Annotated in this window: 17 protein-coding genes and 1 tRNA gene; 12 read left to right on the top strand and 6 right to left on the bottom strand. The window is 40.9% G+C overall.

Annotated features, from left to right (window positions below):
- The first annotated feature begins 46 nt into the window (after nucleotides 1-46).
- The 3 genes from HME9304_RS01345 (at nucleotide 47) to HME9304_RS01335 (ending at nucleotide 1,190) form a co-directional block, all read left to right on the top strand.
- Nucleotides 47-346 (top strand): hypothetical protein, encoded by a 300-nt coding sequence (locus HME9304_RS01345; RefSeq protein ID WP_112376880.1) that lies wholly within the window; start codon nucleotides 47-49, stop codon nucleotides 344-346.
- Between the two features lie 85 nt (nucleotides 347-431).
- Nucleotides 432-505, top strand: a tRNA-Pro gene (locus tag HME9304_RS01340).
- A gap of 217 nt (nucleotides 506-722) precedes the next feature.
- Nucleotides 723-1,190 (top strand): Arm DNA-binding domain-containing protein, encoded by a 468-nt coding sequence (locus HME9304_RS01335; protein WP_206170482.1) that lies wholly within the window; start codon nucleotides 723-725, stop codon nucleotides 1,188-1,190.
- 162 nt (nucleotides 1,191-1,352) lie between these two features.
- Here the strand turns inward: HME9304_RS01335 and HME9304_RS01330 are convergent, their stop codons facing one another.
- The 6 genes from HME9304_RS01330 to HME9304_RS01305 form a co-directional block, all read right to left on the bottom strand.
- Entirely contained in the window at nucleotides 1,353-1,772 is a 420-nt protein-coding gene (locus HME9304_RS01330; RefSeq protein WP_123877304.1) for a hypothetical protein, read from the bottom strand.
- Nucleotides 1,773-1,854: 82 nt separating this feature from the next.
- Complete coding sequence (locus tag HME9304_RS01325; protein WP_112376878.1) at nucleotides 1,855-3,069, bottom strand: hypothetical protein; 1,215 nt, start codon at nucleotides 3,067-3,069, stop codon at nucleotides 1,855-1,857.
- Entirely contained in the window at nucleotides 3,069-5,288 is a 2,220-nt protein-coding gene (locus tag HME9304_RS01320) for a type II secretion system protein GspD (RefSeq protein WP_112376877.1), read from the bottom strand. Before HME9304_RS01320 ends, HME9304_RS01325 begins: the two co-directional genes overlap by 1 nt.
- Before the next feature lie 4 nt (nucleotides 5,289-5,292).
- Nucleotides 5,293-6,714 carry a GspE/PulE family protein gene (locus HME9304_RS01315; protein ID WP_112376876.1) on the bottom strand — a complete coding sequence of 474 codons (1,422 nt, stop codon included), beginning with the start codon at nucleotides 6,712-6,714 and terminating at the stop codon, nucleotides 5,293-5,295.
- Nucleotides 6,704-7,165 (bottom strand): hypothetical protein, encoded by a 462-nt coding sequence (locus tag HME9304_RS01310; protein WP_112376875.1) that lies wholly within the window; start codon nucleotides 7,163-7,165, stop codon nucleotides 6,704-6,706. Before HME9304_RS01310 ends, HME9304_RS01315 begins: the two co-directional genes overlap by 11 nt.
- A 23-nt stretch (nucleotides 7,166-7,188) precedes the next feature.
- Nucleotides 7,189-7,623 carry a general secretion pathway protein GspG gene (locus tag HME9304_RS01305; protein WP_112376874.1) on the bottom strand — a complete coding sequence of 145 codons (435 nt, stop codon included), beginning with the start codon at nucleotides 7,621-7,623 and terminating at the stop codon, nucleotides 7,189-7,191.
- A 583-nt stretch (nucleotides 7,624-8,206) separates the two neighbouring features.
- Here HME9304_RS01305 and HME9304_RS01295 point away from each other — a divergent pair.
- The 9 genes from HME9304_RS01295 (at nucleotide 8,207) to HME9304_RS01255 (ending at nucleotide 20,601) form a co-directional block, all read left to right on the top strand.
- Complete coding sequence (locus HME9304_RS01295; protein WP_112376872.1) at nucleotides 8,207-11,482, top strand: RHS repeat domain-containing protein; 3,276 nt, start codon at nucleotides 8,207-8,209, stop codon at nucleotides 11,480-11,482.
- Between the two features lie 4 nt (nucleotides 11,483-11,486).
- Nucleotides 11,487-15,824, top strand: a complete 4,338-nt coding sequence (locus HME9304_RS01290; RefSeq protein WP_112376871.1) for a DUF6443 domain-containing protein — start codon at nucleotides 11,487-11,489, stop codon at nucleotides 15,822-15,824.
- The gene (locus HME9304_RS01285) at nucleotides 15,821-16,258 is read left to right on the top strand and encodes a hypothetical protein (RefSeq protein ID WP_112376870.1); all 438 of its coding nucleotides are present in this window, start codon (nucleotides 15,821-15,823) and stop codon (nucleotides 16,256-16,258) included. The genes HME9304_RS01290 and HME9304_RS01285 overlap by 4 nt, the downstream gene beginning before the upstream one ends.
- 424 nt (nucleotides 16,259-16,682) lie before the next feature.
- The gene (locus HME9304_RS01280; RefSeq protein ID WP_112376869.1) at nucleotides 16,683-17,411 is read left to right on the top strand and encodes a hypothetical protein; all 729 of its coding nucleotides are present in this window, start codon (nucleotides 16,683-16,685) and stop codon (nucleotides 17,409-17,411) included.
- A 4-nt stretch (nucleotides 17,412-17,415) separates the two neighbouring features.
- Nucleotides 17,416-18,111, top strand: a complete 696-nt coding sequence (locus HME9304_RS01275; protein WP_112376868.1) for a hypothetical protein — start codon at nucleotides 17,416-17,418, stop codon at nucleotides 18,109-18,111.
- Nucleotides 18,108-18,581, top strand: coding sequence for a hypothetical protein (locus tag HME9304_RS01270; protein WP_112376867.1), 474 nt, complete (start codon nucleotides 18,108-18,110; stop codon nucleotides 18,579-18,581). Before HME9304_RS01275 ends, HME9304_RS01270 begins: the two co-directional genes overlap by 4 nt.
- Entirely contained in the window at nucleotides 18,565-19,830 is a 1,266-nt protein-coding gene (locus HME9304_RS01265) for a hypothetical protein (protein ID WP_112376866.1), read from the top strand. The genes HME9304_RS01270 and HME9304_RS01265 overlap by 17 nt, the downstream gene beginning before the upstream one ends.
- The gene (locus tag HME9304_RS01260; protein WP_112376865.1) at nucleotides 19,818-20,159 is read left to right on the top strand and encodes a hypothetical protein; all 342 of its coding nucleotides are present in this window, start codon (nucleotides 19,818-19,820) and stop codon (nucleotides 20,157-20,159) included. The genes HME9304_RS01265 and HME9304_RS01260 overlap by 13 nt, the downstream gene beginning before the upstream one ends.
- Entirely contained in the window at nucleotides 20,143-20,601 is a 459-nt protein-coding gene (locus tag HME9304_RS01255; RefSeq protein WP_123877302.1) for a PulJ/GspJ family protein, read from the top strand. Before HME9304_RS01260 ends, HME9304_RS01255 begins: the two co-directional genes overlap by 17 nt.

The following is a 20,601-nucleotide window of genomic DNA, read 5'->3' as shown; positions in this document are numbered from 1 at the left end:
AAATTTGGCTGTAGATTATTGTGCTAAATTTTGAACAAACCAATATATGAATGATAAAATCCCTGCCCTGATTCCTTCCTTTTTAACCTATGAGAAGGATACATTGGACTACTCTATTTTTCAATTGAATTTATACCTGAACGGTTTTGGTGAAGTAGATAAACCATATAGAATAGATTACAATACACTTTTGTTGAGTTATCATCTTTGGAAAGGTAAAAATTTGGATGAATTCTGTCAGAAACAGACCTTAAGCTATTTTTTATTGAATCCTATTAACGATTCTGCAGAAGCAAGAGAAGCTTTTTGTATAGAGATAAGAGAATTTTTATCTAAAGCTTCATAAAGGATATCATATAGAAAAATTCTTTTCTTATTGACTTTCATAGTACTAAAATGTCATTAAAATTTATATTTTTGCAATCCATTTTCGGGATGTAGCGCAGCCCGGTAGCGCACACGCCTGGGGGGCGTGGGGTCGCAGGTTCAAATCCTGTCATCCCGACGAACCACTTTTAAAGTGGTAGCAAAACACTGTTAACTGACTGGTTGACAGTGTTTTTTATTTTATTTGGTTTCAAATGAATTCATTTGATATCATATAAAAGGTGTAGAGTTCGGTGAATGGATTGGTATACAAGTTGTTGTAATTTTAAGTAGCATTTAAGGCTATTTAAGGTCGTCTTTGCAAACAAGGTTTGTTTAATTAAAAGACGTGTATCATGCGCAACAACAGCACTTTAGCAGTACTCATTTTCACTCGGGACATTACTTACAATCCCCAAAAACTTACGATTTATGCCCGAATCACGGTTGATGGAAGACGTGCGGAAATCAGTCTAAAACGCTACACATCGGTGAATGTTTGGGACGTTTCCAAAGGAAGGGTCATAGGCACTACGCAAAAAGCAAGACTTCTTAATAGCTATTTGGACGAGGTATATGTGCAGATTTTGGAAGCTCATAAGCAACTGCTTTCCGAAGGCAAGATGATTACCGCACAGGCCGTAAAAGCCCGTTATTTAGGGCAAGACGAGCAGCACAAGACCTTAATGGAGCTCGTCAAGTACCACAATACTACCATGGATTCCATATTGAAATACGGTACGATGAAAAACTACTATTCCACTGAACGCTATCTGGACAAATTCTTAAGGGATAAATTCAAGACCCCCCCGACATCTACCTAAAGCATTGATTAAATAATATTGGCAAGTCGCGCTCTATTTCAATTTTATTTAACGCTTATCTACCTGAATCACTACAAAAAACCGCACAGGATCCACGCGCAAAGTTTAAAGGTAAGGATTTGGGACTTTTAAGACCAAGCTCTTTCATCGTTAGTTACAGTTCTATTCAATATTTTGAACAAGCACTTTAGCCTCTAAATAGTTCTTTCCCGTTCTGTAGTTTTTTTCCTTTGTAAAATTCAGGTGTATGACCTCTCCAAAGGTCGATTGGCTTTCAATTACGTAAACAGTCTCTATGATAGGGGCATACCCCCCCCGTAATTTAAAATCATACGTGGTCAGGGAACTACCATCTTGCGCAAACCTATTTGGAGGATTGAAATCAATAACCTTCAAGTTGTTTTTGGCAGCCTCACTATTGATTACTCTCAACAAATTGTTCTCCATCGAGGTATTGTTCAGATTTAATTTCTGCAACATGGAATCCAAATATTTTTCCTTCTTGGAAAAGAAAATCAATTGCTGTGGAATATCTTTCAATAATTTTTCTTCTTGCTTTAAGGAAATATATTCTTTTCGCAAAGCCAAGGTGTTGGATATTGCTAGCTTATAACAAATCAAAAAACTCAAGGAAAGAAAGAGCAATAAGATTGCAATCTTGTTTTTAAAGAGCTGCGACACTGATCTTTATCTTAAAAGTTGAACTGTTCTGATTTTTGTAGTCGTAATCCAAAGTCTCCACAGATTGGACCCATTCAAATATTTCCAATCCTGCAATCCAAGATGAAAAGTCTTCACTATCGATACAATTCCCCATCACGATTATAATGTTCTCTTGTAATTCTATTGGTTTTTCCGGCTGTACAGGTTTTGTTAAAGGTTGGTATTGTATTTCATCCAACAAGATACTTTTGGGAATGGAACTTCCCAGCTTATCCAAAAAATAAGACGTTCTTGAATTTGAAACAGACAGCACTGCATCTACCCTTCTTTCCTTTTTGCTCACCCTGTTCTTTATGGTCACAAGATTTTTCTTGTTTTCATTTTCAAAGGTCAAACTCTCTGTCAACGAATCAACTTGGTTAAAGTAAAAATTGAAAAACAGGAAGTTGGACAAAAGCACAAAGAGCAAAACAACCAAATACGATTTCCAGATAATCTTAAAGATTCTATTTCTCTTAAATTCATTTTGAAGCTTTTGAATATAGGTATTGAAATTTGAATCATGGGAAATTCTGTTCGATAAGAAGTCTAGAACACCTGAAAATGCTACAAGAGCCGAATTTTCAATTTGCAAACCGTTCACTGTGTACGTGACATTGGAACTTTCCTCTATTTTGGAAATCGAAAATTTGGCATTTACGTTACTCCCAAAGGTTATTCTTTTGGAATTCGTATAAATTGTCTCTGAGTCTATGTAATTCAATATAGTGCTTAGAGAGGTCAATCCCAAGGAAAACCCAACCACATTGAAATCCATTTTTTTTAACTGGTGCAGATGGGCGTCCACACTTTTCTTTTTCGCTATACTTACCAACAATTGATTCTTCAGTTCGGAAATCTGATAATAGAAATTTTCCAATTCCAAACCTGGAAAAGAATATTCCACTGCTGCAAGTTTCTTAAGATTGAACCCTGAATCCAACTGCTTTGTTATCACGTCGGATGTATTGCAAATCAGATAGATGGGAATGGAAGTTTTACATAGTTTGGAAAGTTCTTGTAAGGTGTCAAAACCTTGACTATTTGTTATGGTCAACTCGCCTTTCTTTTTAACGACCTCTACAAGATGAAATTTAGTGATATTTTCCACTTGATATACTTTCAACCCGTAAAAAGTGTTCCCTTTGGTGAAATATGTCTTTAAAAGCTTGAGCATCAATATATCACTGTTGGTTTGATGAGTATGGTAAGTTTTTGCTTGGTGTCCTCTCGTCTTCTTTGACTAAAAAGCCATTTTATTACAGGGATTCTTGCCAAAAAAGGAACACCGTTTCCAGAATCATTTTTCACTTTTTCCTCCAACCCCCCTAAAATGGCCAGATCCTGGTTTTGCATTCTAATAATCGAACTGAATTCCCTAGAAGTCAGACCAGGCGGTGCATCCTCATCGATTCTTTCAGAACTGAAATCGGATTGTATGACATTAATGTCAAGGGTCACCTGTCCGTTCCCTGATACCAAAGGTTTTATGCTCACTGCAAGTTCGGCATCAATGGGTTGAAAATTACGTACCTCGGAGGTAGTTGGAATTTGGGAACCAAAAAAGTTCTGGCTTGTTACCACATAATAAGTGGTCTCTCCTATAGAGAGATTGGCGCGATGACCGTTTAGTGTAGAAAGTTTGGGAGTGGACCTTATTTTTAAATTTCCGTTGGCCTCCATGGCCTTTATGGTGGCAAAAAATTCTGGAACGACCCTCCCAATATTAAACGAACCGAAACCATCAAACCCCCCTATAATTTTATTGACGGTCTTTGCACCCAAAGTCAAATCCGTCTCAGGAAAGATTCTACCACTTGTTTCCACTGGCTCCTCTCCAATGCCCCAACTGATACCCGTTTCTACCGTTGCCGATTTCCTTACTTCTATAATCATAACCTCTATGAGCACTACAGGAACGGGCTTATCTATTTCATTGATGAACTTTTTAAACCTATTGATATTGGCAGCGGGACCGCTGATCAAAAAACTGTTCAGTTCAAAGTCTATTTTGATATCCAGGTCGGCAATTACATCATCCGGCAGTATATTGACTATTGCTTCTGCATTTGAGGAAAAGTTATTAAATTGATTTTGTTGTGTATTAATTCTTCTTGTGCTGTTCGGATTTTGTCCAAAATTTCCCTGATTGGTTCCAAATCCGTTTGCTCCACCCTGAAAACCGTTGTTCCCTAAAAAATTTACCGCTGCCGGAATAGTCCTTCCAGCTGATCTGCCAAAACTGCTCGATTGCATAGGGTCGCCCAGTAGTTCTACCGACCTGTGCATCATCTGGACTATTTCGAAGCTTCTGACGCTGAGTTGGTCGGTTGTTCCAAAAAAATATACGTCGTTCTCTTTCTTGAAAGTAAAGCTCGATGTTTCAAAATTTTCGGGTGAGCCAGGTAAAGTCCTATTTTGGTTTCTATTTGGTAACTGATTGGCGGGTTGATTGTCAGTATTGGCGTTGGCCGCATTTGTAAACTTCGACTTGCTTTCGAACATCTTGGTCAATAGCTCGTCATAGTATATCTGTTTGGCCTTAAAACTTATGTTTCCTGCCTCGGTCAAAGGTGTCGCCATATATACATCCAAATCTAGGTCCAAGCTTATTTCCTTTACTATATTGGCAATGGGTATATTAATAAAATCTACGTTCAATATTCTGTTCACCGTATCCAAAACCTGATAGTTGAAGTTAGCTTTACCAAAATATGACCCATTGGAAGCATCGCTGTTCAATAACGTATTTGGATTTATTTTATCAAACAAGTAAAAGCCATCCCTTGATTTTTTGTGTTTCAAGTTATTGGTTTCTGCCAGTTTTTCCATGGCCATATCAATAGGGACATCCCTGATATAGAGAGTTAATGGAATGTTTTCCATTCCGCTGTTGAACAGCAGGTTTTGTCCAGAAACACCCATAATCTTCCGGAAGACCTTTTCCAATGGATCACCCTTCAAATCCATGGAAATTAAACTGTTCAACGCATCAAAAGAAACCAGTATTTCCTTTTCGGGGACAACTTCAGGGGGAGGTTGGAATTTCTGAATGGAAAGTATATTCCCGGTAAAGTTAATATCCAGATTGTATTGCTTACATAAAAAAACCAAAAGATCTGAGACAGTTACATTTGAAAAATTATTTACAATGTTGATTCCCTGTAAACTAGGGTCCACATTGATGTTCACCTTATGGACCTGTGACACGGCCAATAAAAAGTTGGATAATGAAACGCTATTTACATTGATGTTCAGCTTTAAATTTTCAGAAAGCCCTGGATTTTCTACTGCTAACACCTCCAGATTGTTCTTTATATTTTGTATTCTGTTTTCTTCTTGGCCAAAACCCAAAGAAACGGTGAACAATACTAATAGGATCAGGTTCTTTTTCATGGGTTCAATTGGTTAACATTGGGTAAATTTCCTCTATGGAGGTTATGCCTTCGGAAACGAATAAAATCGCGTTATCACGGAGCTTGGGTATTTTGTTGTCTTCAAGATAGTCCTCTATGTCCAGAACATTGTTTTTTATATGCGGAATCAGTTTTTTTGTAATCGGGATTATTTCATATATGGCCCTTCTACCATGGTAACCGGTATGATGGCATTTTTGGCAACCTACGGGCGAATAGTGATGGGTAAGATTTTCAGGAGGGTTGAACCCTTCTGGAAAAAGACTTTTTTCAACCCTATCCCTTTTTTTACAGTTGGGGCATAATTTTCTTACCAGGCGTTGGGCCACACTCGTATTAAGCGTGCTGGCAATTAGAAATGGCGGTATATCCATATCGATTAGTCTGGAAATCGTGGACCAAGCGGAATTGGTATGGATTGTGGATAACACCAAATGTCCCGTTAAGGCTGCCCTAATGGCCATATTGGCCGTTTTTACATCACGTATTTCACCCACCATGATAATGTCTGGGTCTTGCCTTAGAAAGGTTCGTAACGCACTGGCAAAATCCAATCCAATATTTTCCCTTAGCTGAACCTGATTAACGCCCTCCAAGGTATATTCAATGGGATCTTCTATGGTAAGGATATTCGTTTTGGAATCGTTCAGGAGCTTTAAGGTAGCATAGAGTGTTGTAGTTTTTCCCGACCCTGTTGGCCCGGAAATCAGTATGATCCCATTGGGCATTCTAATACCTTCTTTGTATCGTCCGAGTTCTGAATCATTAAATCCTAAATCTTCCAAGTTTACTGATTCCGTATCTTTGTTCAAGATCCGGAGAACAATTTTTTCCCCGAACAGCGTAGGTAGTGAGGAGACACGAATATCAAATTCATCATTGTCCATCTTCATGGTGATCCGCCCATCTTGGGGCAGTCGCTTCTCAGCTATATCAAGATCCGCTTTAATTTTAATTTTATTGATTATGGTTGGGTATTCCTTTATCGGTACTTTAAATTGCTCCGTTAGTTTTCCATCGAGCCTAAAGCGAACCCGGCAATCATTTTCATAGGGTTCAAAATGGATGTCGCTACTGTCTATTGCCTTTGCATTGATCAGTATTTTCTCCAAAAAATCAGGGGTATAGTGCAATTCAGTATGCTGATTTTTATGTGATTGCCTGTAGTTGGCGGTCAAAAAATCCTGTAATTCCTCAGAGGGCAATGGCTCGAGTTCTACTGGAAAGTCCAAGACTATTTTTAGTTCATCCATAAGATTTTCGGGATCAGGTGCATCGGTCCAAAGAATCAAAACATCCTTAGCCATTTTTTTTGGAACGATTCTATAGTGGAAGGCCTGCTCTGCCGAGATGCGCTGGACTAGGCCAGGCAGTATTTTTAACTTGTGCTCAATATCAATGGCCATATAGGGTGGGGTTTTTGGAAATGATACTATATAGCATTACAAAGACCATAAAAACACTCATTAGGCCAGCCAGTGGAACACCCTTTTTTTTCAAACTATTTTTGATACTCAAAAAACCAAACAAAGAAAATATAGTTGCACCTACAAATAGGATAAGAAAAGTGATAGTGGGAAATCCAATGGCAAAAGCGTAGAAAAAGAGAATGTCCCCTAGGCCCAAACTGTGATTTAAAAATTTTTTTTGATTGATAAAACGCGTGTATAGATACAAGATTGTTATAATACCTGTTACCAAGAGAGTATTGACGAGCGCATAATAAAGTAGGATTTCGAAACTTTCAACATGTAGAAAATGAAGCATTCCCAACAATACCATTACCAGTGGAAAAAGAAACCAAAAGACCTTTCTTTCCTTAAAATCTTGATAAGTAATAAAAGCAAGACACGCCATCAATACAATTTTTAAAAAAATAATCAATCTTTTATGATTTGTTTGGGATTACCGTTTTCGTCCACCTCCCAGATATTGAAGATTCCATCCCCATCGAAGTCGGTAATGGCCTCTGCCCTTGCTTTGAATGTTGCATTGTCCGCACTTATAATCTCGTATATGTAATTGGCCGTACCATTCTCCTTTACGGTGCTCGGAGCTTCAAAATCAAGTTCTTCCATGACAGGGGAATACTTGCTGTGCATATACCTGTACGTAGTTTGCGCATTATAGATGGCCTTTAATTGTACTTGGGCCTCTACACTTTTTGCCTTGGATATCAATGGCATCAGGTTGGGAAGGGCCAACAATAAAAGGATACCGATAATGGCCAGGACTATAAGGGTTTCTTGTAAATTAATGGACGGCACCTTTGTACGTAGCAAATTCCAAAAAAATGCCTTTTTAAAATCTTTCATGATTCAGAAGATAGGAAAATTTCCGAAAAATGTACGAATAATATCTTACTTAACAACTGACTTTTTTCATATTAAATAAAGCGAGTATTGGTATACACCGTGTAGGTTAAGTAATTGTTAATTCTTTAAGATTTAATAATCTTGGTTTCAGCCAAGTTATTGAATTAACAATCTGTAAATCAGTTAATTGTTATGATTATCAGATATAGCTTAATACAATAGTAATTAAAAACAATGATTTTTGTAATAAAAAACTTCCGAAAAATTTATTACTTTTCAATCAATTAATTTTTAACCTAACAATCCAAAAACCTAACATGAAAAAATCTTTTATTGACTTCCCTCCCTGTTTTCTGTAATTGTCCCTTGTAGGCAGAATAGAACTATTAGCTCTATTAAGATAACGACATACGGTACCATTTTCATTGACAAGTACCTTAAAGAACTCTATTTGAAGACATTGATATTGAGAGCCAAGATCAATTATTTCAAAATTTGAAGGAAATACGTATTTAATCAAAAGCATGCTACAAGTAGTTTTTTTTTGACCACTTGTTTTTTGCAGTAGTATACAGACACGATTATGAACATCAAAACAACAATAACCCTTATACTTTTATTTGCAGCAAAAACTTGCTTGGCACAGGACCTGCCAAAAATCACGCCACCATCGCCAGAGGCCACGGCTTTGGCAAAGTTCACCGAAATACCGGTTTCCCATTACACAGGGGTACCGAGCATCTCCATTCCCATCCACACCATCCAACAGAACGGGATCAGCATCCCTATAAGTTTGAACTACCATTCCAGAGGCATTAAAGTTGGGGAAATAGCCCCAAGGTACGGCCTGGGATGGGCATTGCAATATGGGGGCTCCATTTCCCGACAGACCCGTGGAGGAACGGATGAGAGCCAGTACGGTTACTTGAACAATAACTATGATATGGACTTTTTTACGGACGCTAATAAGCGAGGTGATGTTCAAGATACATATACGTTCAATCAAGAATATGATTTCACTCCTGATCTGTTCCATTTCAATGCAAACGGGATAGGGGGCAAGTTCATAATCGACAAAACCGATGGCGAAGTACTTGTACAGGGTTTCGATGATATTGACATTACGTACCTCAACCAAAGTGTGGGCAACTTCAATGGAATACAAAGTTTTACAATTACGGACAAACATGGCAACAAGTTCTATTTTGGTGTATCTAAAAACGGGATTCGAACCGCACGGAATTATGATAAACCGATTAGAAGTAGCCATATACCTATGGGTGGCGGTAGGCAAGATTTCGGTTTTTCAGGTGAAAATTATTTCAATTCCTGGCAATTGATGGAAATCGAGACCACCTATGGGCATATGATCGAGTTCCACTATGGTTCCGAGGAGATTTCTCGAACATTCCGGCACTCCTATGACAAATTGGAAAACAATGTACCGGTGCACCACTCCTTGGAGCTTGAGATACATCAATTTCAACTGTCCGAGATTCGTTTCAACAAAGGAAAACTCATGTTCCAATCTGGCGCCGAACGAGATGACTTGCAAGATTCCCATATGCTGGACAAAATCAGTCTTTACGACAAACAGGACAACCTGATCAAATCGTACGAGCTCGATTATATATACACTACAAGCATTGTGGACAACAATGTGCACGATTTTTTGGAAGCCCAAGAACCAAGGGCCAATAAACGATTGTTTTTGAATTCAATACAGGAGACGGCTCCAAACCTAGAGCAACTGCCTCCCTATCTTTTCGAGTACAGTACGGAACAGCTTCCCAACAGGTTTTCCACTTCCCAAGACCTGTGGGGATACTTTAACGGAAAGAACAACGGGCAACACCTCACTTTTTTCGATTATGGAAACGTCAATATCGATAGGACCGTGGACGTGGTCAAGTCTGAGGCCGGTTTGCTGAAGAAGATCACCTACCCCACGAATGGTAGTTCCGCCTTTGTGTACGAAGATAACATTGCCTTAACACCTTTAGAGTTTGGTCAATTGGTGTTTCAGAATGTGAACCCGCTTATAAAAAAAGGTGTGGCACTTTCCCAAATTTCGTACAGCCAGTACTACAACACAAATACTAACGAGTATGTACATCCATTCACAATAGGCCCGGGAATCGTAGGTGCAATAAGTAGTTTTGTCCGTTTCAATAGCCCTGATCAGTGCTCATCTTCAGAATTTATCCAAGGATGTAAATTCCGGGTATATGTCCAAGGTAACGGTACGGCCTTTGAACTTTTTATAGGAAAAAACGATAACCATTTCAACCTTGCCCCTGGAAATTACGAACTCATTGTTGAACCCCGAGGAACTCATGACCCACTTGATCCTGAAAATGATGGTTTCGCTGTTTATCTTGACTGGTTTGAAGAAGCGGATAACTCTGATGATGTTGTATACGGTGGAGGCAAGAGAGTCAAACGAATCCTTATGGACGATGCACATGGTACGATACAGACCAAGGAGTACGAGTATCTCGATTTATTTGGAAGAAGTACCGGACGAATCTTCGGCCTGCCCAACTTTTATTCGATTTCTGACTATAGTGTTGGACAGTTCACCATTCTGGATGCCTTTGGTGCCGTGCCTGGCAGCCCTTTGGGGACGCCCCAGGGCAATTCGGTCGGCTATTCCAAGGTCACGGAATATTACGGGAGTATAACCGCAAACAGTGGAAAGACAGAATATGAGTTTTCTGTGATTCCAGATGCAGGAAAATACTATGAGTTTCCCTATCCGCTACCCACAGACAATGAATGGCTACGGGGAAAAATACTGAAAACAGAGATGTTTAGAAAAGACCCTTTAGACTATACCCTTCTACAGAAAACGGAGAACACCTACTTGTATGGGGACATCTTGGCGAATTATCCTTTGCCACCACCAGTGTTCAACCCTGGTAGCTATTCCACTTATTGTAACAATGATTCCAATCCTGGCTACTCCAAAAATCAAAGAAGGTATCACTTGCCCTTGATTCAGTTTATCAACCCTGGTGATATCACCTGCCAGAACGGAGGAAATTTAGCTTACGATACCTATTATCTTACCGGGGGAACCTTGGATCTTGGTAGATCTGTAGCGACGAGTTATTTTGACAATGGCAGGGAACTGACCACCACCAAGGATTATTTCTACAACTACGATGACCACTACCAATTGGGTAGTACGCAAACACGGGACAGTGAAGGGCTGACCCGAATGACCAAAATGTACTACTGGACAGATGTGAACGATACCGAGCTGGGGAACCGCCACCGGTATTCGGATATCGTCAAACAGGAAAACTTTCTTGATAAAAATGATGATGGCATATTCCAACCCTCAGAACTTATCGGAAAACAGGAAACAGATTACAGGCTCTGGACCAATGCCAATAACCAATACCTGCCAGAATATATAAAAGCACAAAAAGGTTCGGGTCCGCTTGAAAATAGAATTATCTATCATGACTACGATGATTACGGGAACCCGCTCCAAGTGTCCAAGCCCAATGGCCAGAACATAAGTTATATCTGGGGCTATAACAACCAATATCCCGTGGCAAAGATTGAAAATGCCAACAGGACCGAAATTGACGCACTGTCAGGGTTTGGTACCGACTTTGATTCGGGCACGGGAGGCCTTACTTCCATCCAAGAAAATAGGCTTCGGTCAGATTTGCCAAAGGCGATTATTACTACATACAGCTATTCACCTTTGATTGGCCTAAAAAGCGTTACCAATCCTATGGAAGATAGTACCAAATATTCTTATGACCAGTTCAATAGACTGAAACAGGTAAAGGACAGGAACGACAAGGTAATATCAGAATATACTCATAAATATAAAAACTAGCGATATGATGAAACCTATATACCAACATGTTCGTTTTTGTATTTTTCTTTCTGCCCTCTTAATTGGTAGCTTTTCATATGCACAATGTGGTATAAGTTCCATAGCTCCCGTTTCACAGAGCATCGGTAGTTCGGGAGGTCAGGAATTCTTTACGATAACATTTACGTCATCATCATGTGATGGCGGCACCATTACTTTCAACAATGTTCCTTCGTGGTTGACGGTAAACCGTAGTGGTGCCAACAGTATTAGGGTTTCCGCTACTGCCAATACAGGTTGTAGTCGGGATGCGTTTGTCGGGTACAGTTATAATGGCAGTCTATCGGGAGCTTTCAATGTAAACCAATTGGGTGTTGACCTGAACGCGGGAACTATTACCGGAGGGGGACAGTCCATCTGCCAGGGTACGGTTCCTTCTACCTTTGGGAACAGTGCAAGCGCTTCCGGAGGCAATAACAGCTATTCTTATCAGTGGCAGGAGCGTCCCAACGGAACAAGTACCTGGACCAATATCAATGGGGCGACTTCCTTATCCTACAGCCTTTCAGTTGGTTTGACCGTCTCCAAAAGATTTCGTAGAAATGCTACATCCTGCGAAGAGACCTTGCCATCGAATGAAATTCAGGTGATAGTGACACCAAGACCAGTTTGGTACGCTGACACCGACAATGACGGATTTGGGGATGCCAATTCCAGTGTGGAATCCTGTTCACAACCTACGGGTTATGTATCGAACAACAGCGACTATGACGATACCACGGAAAACATCACCGATATTCCTCCACAGTATTTTTATAGGGATATCGATAATGATATGTTCGGGGACCCCAATGACAGTGTTTTTTATAGTGAGATGCCATCGGGGTACGTAACCAACAACACCGACGCCTGTCCAAATGAGTTTGGGACCGATAACGGATGCCCCAACCTATTGGCAAAGCTGAGCAATGAGAACAGTTTTGCCTCGCGCATCTATCAAAAGGAACTGAACGATAGTACGGAGATTACAGCCGTGGGGGACGTTATCGAAAATGTTACCTACTATGACGGCTTGGGAAGACCTTTACAACAAGTGGCCATAAGGGCCTCAAAGGAACAAGGGGATCTGGTGACCCATATCGGGTACGATGCCTACGGCAGGGTTGACAGGGAATGGTTGCCGCTATACCGCCAAGCAAGCGAGGCGTTCGGAAGCTTTAGGCACGGCATGGCAGGAGCTGCACAAACGTATTACAAGAATAGTTACGCCTCTGACTTTACAGGGCTGAGCGTTCCCAATATTAATGCCTATTCCCTGAAGGAGTACGAACCCTCCCCCCTGAACCGTGTATTCAAACAGGCCGCCCCCGGAGAGGACTGGAAGATGGGCAGCGGGCATGAGATAGTATTTGGCTATGACACCAATGATACCGACGAGGTACGGTTCTTTAAGGTGAGCACAAGCTTTACAAACGGTATCTATGAACCGATCTTGGTACAAAGTGGATACTATGCAGTGGGCGAACTTTACAAAACCGTGACCAAGGACGAGAACCATGACGGGACAACCTCCAAGCTGCACACCACCGAGTCGTATACCGACAAGCTGGGCCATGTGGTGCTCAAGCGGACGTATGGGGAAGTGGGGTCGCCGAGCGCAGTCGAGGAGCACGATACCCATTACGTGTACGACGACTATGGCAACCTTACCTTTGTGCTGCCGCCAAAGGTGGACACCTCCAATGGGGTAAGTAGTACTGAGCTCGACGAGCTCTGCTACCAGTACAAGTACGACCACCGCAACCGCCTGGTGGAGAAAAAGGTACCGGGCAAGGGCTGGGAACATATCGTCTACAACAAACTGGACCAACCCGTGATGGTACAGGATACGGTGCAGCGAACCGACAACGAATGGTCCTATACCAAGTACGATGCCTTTGGCAGGGTGGCCTATACGGGCATTGCGGACCTTGTCGCGACCAGGTCGCAGGCACAGGCCAACGTTGACGGGGCGGCCGCACAGTTCGAGGAAAGGGACGGCCCTGTGTACACCACAAACACCTATCCTTCCATCTACGCCGTTCCCAACGTGCTGCACACGATGAACTATTACGATGCCTATGACTTTGACCTGCAGGGCTACACCATCCCCACCACGGTGCTGGGCCAGACGGTCTCCCAGAACGTAAGGGGCCTGCCCACTGGCGGGGGCGTACTGGTGCTGGACGGCAACGGGGACAAGTGGGTGAGCTGGGCCAGGGCCTATGACGAAAAGGGCAGGGTCATAACGGAGGGCACCTTGAACGACTACCTGCAGACCTTCACGCAGGTGGAGACCAAGCTTGACTTTGTGGGCAGGCCCGAACAGGTGGTCACCACCCACACCAAGGGGGCAAACCCGCCGATAGTGACAACGGACGACTATGCGTACGACCATATGGGCAGGCTCACCCAGCAGACCCGGACCATAGGGGCCCATACCGAGACCATCGTGGAGAACACCTATGGTGAACTGGGGCAACTGGTAGGGAAGAAAGTTGGCGGCAACCTACAGACGGTGGACTATGAGTATAATGTACGGGGATGGCTCAAACGTATCAACGACCACACGAGCATGGGCAACGACCTTTTCGCCTTCGATATCAACTACAACACGGCGGACCATGGGGGCACACCGCTCTACAACGGGAACATCAGTGAGACGGAGTGGAAAACGGCCAATGTGGACAACGGCCTGAAATGGTACCGCTACGGCTATGATGCGCTCAACCGTCTGGGCCATGCGGTAAGCAACAACGGGAGATATGACGTTGGTAGCCCCACGGAGCCGATTGCCTATGACAAGAACGGGAACATCACCTTCCTGAAGAGAAAAGGGCACGTGGTGGAGAACCCCGATAATGCCATCACCGGAGACTTCGGTTCCATGGACCGCATGTACTATTATTACCCCGCCCAGAGCAACAAGGTGAGGAAGGTATCCGATTTTGCCAACGACGACCAGGGCTTCAGGGAAATCCCCGGCAGCACCGGGGACGATTTTAGCTATGACCTAAATGGGAATATGACCATTGATCTCAACAAGGGCATTAGGGGGGCAACTACCACGGACCCGGGTATTGTGTACAACCATTTAGACTTGCCCGAGAGTATTTCGGTGAACGGCAACGGTAACAACGGCACCATTTCGTATATTTACGATGCCACGGGCAGAAAACTAAAAAAGATTGTGAGTACGGGCAACACTACAGAGTATGCGGGCAACTACGTCTACGAGAACGGACAGCTGCAGTTCTTTGGACACCCAGAGGGCTATGTGGTCCCGGATGGACAGGGAGGCTATGACTATGTGTACCAATACAGGGACCATCTAGGGAACATCAGATTGAGCTATCAGGACATCAACGAAGATGGCTCGGTCGACAGCTCCGAGATACTCCAAGAAAGAAACTATTATCCCTTTGGGCTTGAACACAAAGGTTACAATAATAGCATAAATGGAGTTGAGAACAACTACATGACCTACCAAGGGAAAGAGCTTGACGAGAGTCTTGGTCTTGATTGGCACGATTTCGGGGCGAGGAACTATGATGCAAGTTTGGGAAGATGGATGAACCTTGACCCTCTAGCTGAGCAGATGCGTAGGCACTCACCTTATAACTTTGCATTTAACAACCCATTACGTTTCATAGACCCTGATGGAATGTCCCCTGAAGATATAGTGATTAGGATGTTAAATGAGCAAGGAGAATCCGTAGAAGCATTTAGAATCCATACTGATTTAATAGATACCGAAATAAATCTAGAATCCAAAGGGTTAACTTATACTGGTACAGAAACCACCAATGTTTATTTTGATGACCAATTGGCTGATTATACCGAACAATTGGGTGGCAGCGAATATTTGCCTGATGCATTAGCAGTAAATGCAAGTGCCGAAGCTGCTTATAAAGGAGGTGCGCAACTCGAAGTATCAGTTTTGGGTATTTTGAAAGGTGAGAACAAAGGTGATTTTGGGGTTAACTTACAAGTAAATGGTTTACTGGGAATTGAAGCAGGTGTTACGGGTAGTGTTACTGGATTTTTTGCAACAGATCCTAACCCTGATTTAGATGTATTCAGAGGAGCTGAAATAGGATTGCAAGCAGATGTAAGAGCCTTTGGTCCAGCTTCAGTAGCAGGAGCATATAACCAAGGTACTGAATTTCAATGGCCAATTGGAAGTGATGGTAATTGGCGTGGATTTACAAAGACAACGTACGAAGGCATTTCTTTAGGTGTTTCGGGCGGTGTAGTTCCTCTACCTGTTAGTTTTTCGGGTTATCTTGGAGTTTCAGATTATTTATATAGGTCAGACAGATGAAAAAAGAATATATCATATTAGGAGTAGCAGTGTTGTTGATTATGGGCTACTTATATTTTCCTAAGAACATTGTTTCTCCTGATGAATATTTTTTGGATGAAAAAACTGCTAATATTTATCTAGAGTTCAAAAAAGGAGGTAATTTAAATTACCATTCTAACGCCCCAGATGGGAGAGTTACAATTGATAACGAAAAAGACATAAACGAGTTTTATGAATTGTTCAAATCCTTAGATTTTGATGTGCAAGCCCCTCATAGAGGTGATAGAGACTATAGTGTTTATATCAATATAGGTAATTATAGAGAGTCTAAATACCTAATTAAGATGAGTCGCATTGATGATGGTTATGTATTCTTCTTCAAAGACGGCTTATATCGAAAAGAGGTCTTGGCACGAAAAATTAATGAGTTGTTAGAAATACAATCAAATTAATTAAAAAGCAATCAATATAAAACCGCCCATCGAGGCGGTTTTTTTATGCTTTGGAATAAGTTTTTTTAGTGATTTCCCATCAAAAATTTAGATACAAGACTTAAGTATTTTAACATCGTTCCTATATAATGATTTTAGTGTAATCAAGATCTGATTGCGAATTTTACGAAGTTTTCCAAACCATGTCCTCCTATTCTATTTAACCCTAAAGCGGGTTTGGTCAGTAGCAGATGGTTTTTCGTGGACGAGTTTAAATGACAATCGGCATAACGGTCTTAAGTATAATGTTATGAAATCATATTTTATAAGAAATACAAATTGTTTCTAGGACTTCAATAATCCTCCATAACTCCAAATAATAAGGAATTTACCTTCAATAAAATCTATATTTTCTGTACCTTCATACTGCCAATGAAACAGTAATATGAAGTGCTTTAAAATCTATGGATCAACCGTAATCGGGGTATTCTTCTTGTTGGGATGTAACGCGTACAAAGCCCAAAAACAGGAAGCACAGTTAAGTTTTCCGGAATTGGGAACCCTGATAAAAACAAAAGATGAAATTTGGTACAGCGCTGTGGAACAAGTAGGGGTACCCAATTGGTCCGTGCTCAAGGTCAGTGCAAAACAGCTTCCTTTCAATAGAACAAGTTATTCTTCCTATACCAAATATGTGGAACAAGCAGGGAAAATCAATAGTATTTCTTTTAGTGATTCTTTGCCCTTAAAACCTAAATACTTAAGATTGGAACTTTTGGACAAACTTGATCTAACCACGTTATTGAACAATGATGCCCATGATGCCCTTCGGACTTACATATCTTACAATGAGGATTATAAACTGATAACCGGCCTTAATCTCACAGTACCAGAAACTGCAATGTCCGATTTCACATTGGCAGAGGCAATACAATTACAAAAAGACGATTATGGCAACATTCAGCTAGTGGTCATCAACGGGGAATTGGAAAGCAGATATTTTTTCTCTGAGCTGCAGGTGTTCGGTTACCAATATGTTAATTTTTGTTGGGGCGAGGATCGATACCATAATCTAATAATCAAAAATTTGATGCCCAAAGGAGAAAGATGCCCAAAAGGAACTTATGCAAAAGCTTCCAAGGTTGGCACAGACAGGGCATATTTAAAATTCTAATGGAATGCACACAAACTATAAATTTATTTTAGGTTCCATTTTCATTATCCTTCTAGGTTGCGAGGATATTCTGGAGGTTCCCGATATATCCGACCGGACAGTTCCTGTTCTGGCACCTTTGGATGAGACGTTACTTTCATCAAATACCGTAAATTTTAATTGGCAGGCCGTGGACGATGCCACCGCTTTTGAAATCCAGATTGCTACGCCCAATTTTGATAATACGACCCAAATTGTATTGGACAGTATTATTGTAGAGGATACATTGGGCAATATAGCGACCAGAATTGTACAAAATTTACCCAATGGCAATTATTCATGGCGCATAAAAGCAATGAACAGCGACTACGAAACGGCTTATGCCTTAAATGATTTTCTAGTGGATGGAGATGAAGACCTTGATGTTACCCCTCCAAACACCCCACAACTGGTAATGCCGGCAAATGGAGTAACGCAGAGCGAGAACGAAGTTAATTTTTCATGGACAAGAACAGATGTTTCGGGTACGGCAGAACGCGATAGCATCTTTATTTTTTCAGATGAAAGCTTACAAAGTTTGGTCACCAAGGCCATAGGGGCCAACAAGACCTTTACTACCAATATGGCTGCGGGAACTTTTTATTGGCGTGTACGTGCTTATGACGCTGCCGGTAACGAAAGCGATAATAGTTCTACGTTTAATTTTACGGTCGAGGAGTGAGCAAAAATATAAAAACATATCTACTATTGGCCATTGTTTTGGTTGTATGGGGAATTATTGGCTTGAGAATACTTGACGTATTTTCTAAGGAACAAGAAGCACCGACCTTTGCTGAAAGACCAAATTTTAAACCTAAAGAGATAATGGAAAAAGATACGTTCAATATTGTAGCAGATTACCGAGATCCTTTTTTGGGCACATTGAGCGCTTCCTTAAAAAAGACCAATAATGTTGTAAAATTCAAAACACCAACTGTTGAGTTTCCCTCGATTATTTATACGGGCCTGATTACGGACCAGCAAACCAATGCCCATATTTTTTTTGTGACCATAGCCGGTAGCCCATACCTCATGCAAAAAAAAGGAAGAGAGAATGGTGTTACTTTGTTAAGTGGAAACAGTAAGCACATAAAAGTGAGATTTAAAGGAACACTAAAGACAATACCATTACAAAGTGCCATACAAAACTAAAATAAAGGCCGGTGCACTCCAGTTTGTGCTTCTTGTTGGTGCCGTAATAGCTGTACTGCTACTCACTTTTGCTCTATTGCACAAAACCCATGTGCTCTTTGGAAAAAAAACATCCAAGACCATTGCAGTAATCAAAAAAGCGGACTTGGGCCTCAACTATGCCATGAGGCAAGATATTTTGATCAATGACTCCGTAACCTTAAAAATACCATTGGATGAAGATGGTGTAGAAGTATCGGTATTCAAATCTTACTGGGGCATATTTGAAAAGTACACTGTTTCATCCCGGTTTAAAAAAACCGTATTCGAAAAAACAGCTTTGGTCGGCGGTGCAGTGGAAGGTCAATTCCCCGCATTGTATCTTAAAGACAATGACCGCCCTATGATCATTGCGGGAAGTGCCAAAATAACGGGAAATGCATATTTGCCGGAACAAGGTATCCGACCAGGTACCATCGCAGGAGAATTCTATAAATTTAACTTGCCCGTATACGGTGCTGTAAAACAGAGCTCCAATGAATTTCTAATTATCGATACTTCCCTGAAAAAATATCTTAAAGAGTTGCCAAAACGTGGGAATTATGATTTCAGGGAAAATCATATCCGTTTTTCGGAAGGTTTGGTTCTGATAAATTCCTTTAAAGCCCCAACAAAATACATAGAAGGTGATGTAATACGACTTTCACATGTTGACTTGCGTGGCAATATCATGGTAAAGGCATCACAAAAGATATACGTTGGGAAAAATTCTAACTTAAAGGACATTGTCCTCATAGCACCAAAAATTAGTATAGAAAGCGGATTCAACGGAATATTACAGTGCATAGCTACGGAAAGTATTAAAGTCGAAAATAGAGTGATCTTGGATTATCCTTCAGTCTTAGTAGTGAATAGGGGAGATATGCCCAACCCCAAAAACCGGTCGGAAACGAACATTCAGATAGGAAAAAATGTTTTGATCAAGGGCATTGTTGCCTATATGGAAGACGGTGATGAAGAAAATTTTATCCCGCAAATAAAGGTGAATGAAAATACTACGGTTTTTGGAGAGATTTATTGTGAAAAAAACCTGGAACTAAAAGGTGGGGTTATCGGAAATATAACAACGGATGCTTTTATTGCTTTGGAAAAAGGCAGTATCTATCAGAACCATTTGTTCAACGGCACTATAAATTCAAAATTGCTGCCCACTGCTTACGCGGGGCTGTTGTTCAACAAGGAAAAAGCTTTGGCAAAATGGCTGTACTAAGAAAAGTTAAGTCATCCACACTAATGGAAACTATGGTGGGTACCGTACTCATCGTAGTGATTTTTATGCTTTCCAGTTTGGTAATGAATTCCTTGTTTTCTTCTCAGGTGAAAGGAAATCTTCAATCCATACACACCTATTTGGACCGATTGGAATATCAAATTATAAACCAAAAGGTGACCCTACCTTACTTTGAAGAGTGGGAAACATGGAATGTTACCGTTGATGAAAACCACCAAGAAGGAACCGTTACTATTCAAATAACCGAAAAAGAGAATAAAGGTACAAGAACGATAAAAAGAAAAATCAATAGTGATAAAAACCTTTAAAAAATTAGAAGCTTTCACGCTCAGTGAGATGCTGATTGTGCTGATATTGACTATAATCGTTGTAGGACTTGCCTTTTCAGTTCTTGGTCTGGTACAAAAACAGATAAACGGCATACAAGTAAACTATGAAGAGCGAACAACAGATAATCTTCTGCGACAAGCACTGTGGATAGATTTTAATCTGTACTCCGATATTTATTTTTTTCAGCAAGAACGTATACTAACATTGACCAACGAAATGGACAAAAAAGAATATTTTTTTCGCAATGGATATGTCCTTAATAAAAAAGACACGCTCTTCACAGATTTCAAAATCAGCAAAATATTCCTCTTGGGTGATGAGGTGGGTAATGGGAAGTTGGATGCAATTGAACTTGTCAACGATGCCAATCATACACTTTTTGTTTACAAAAGAAATGCCGCTACGGATTTTATGAACTGA

It is taken from the genome of Flagellimonas maritima (assembly GCF_003269425.1).
GTDB lineage: Bacteria > Bacteroidota > Bacteroidia > Flavobacteriales > Flavobacteriaceae > Flagellimonas > Flagellimonas maritima.
The sequence above is the reverse complement of the archived record's forward strand: the minus strand, read 5'-3'. Positions and strand labels throughout refer to the sequence as shown.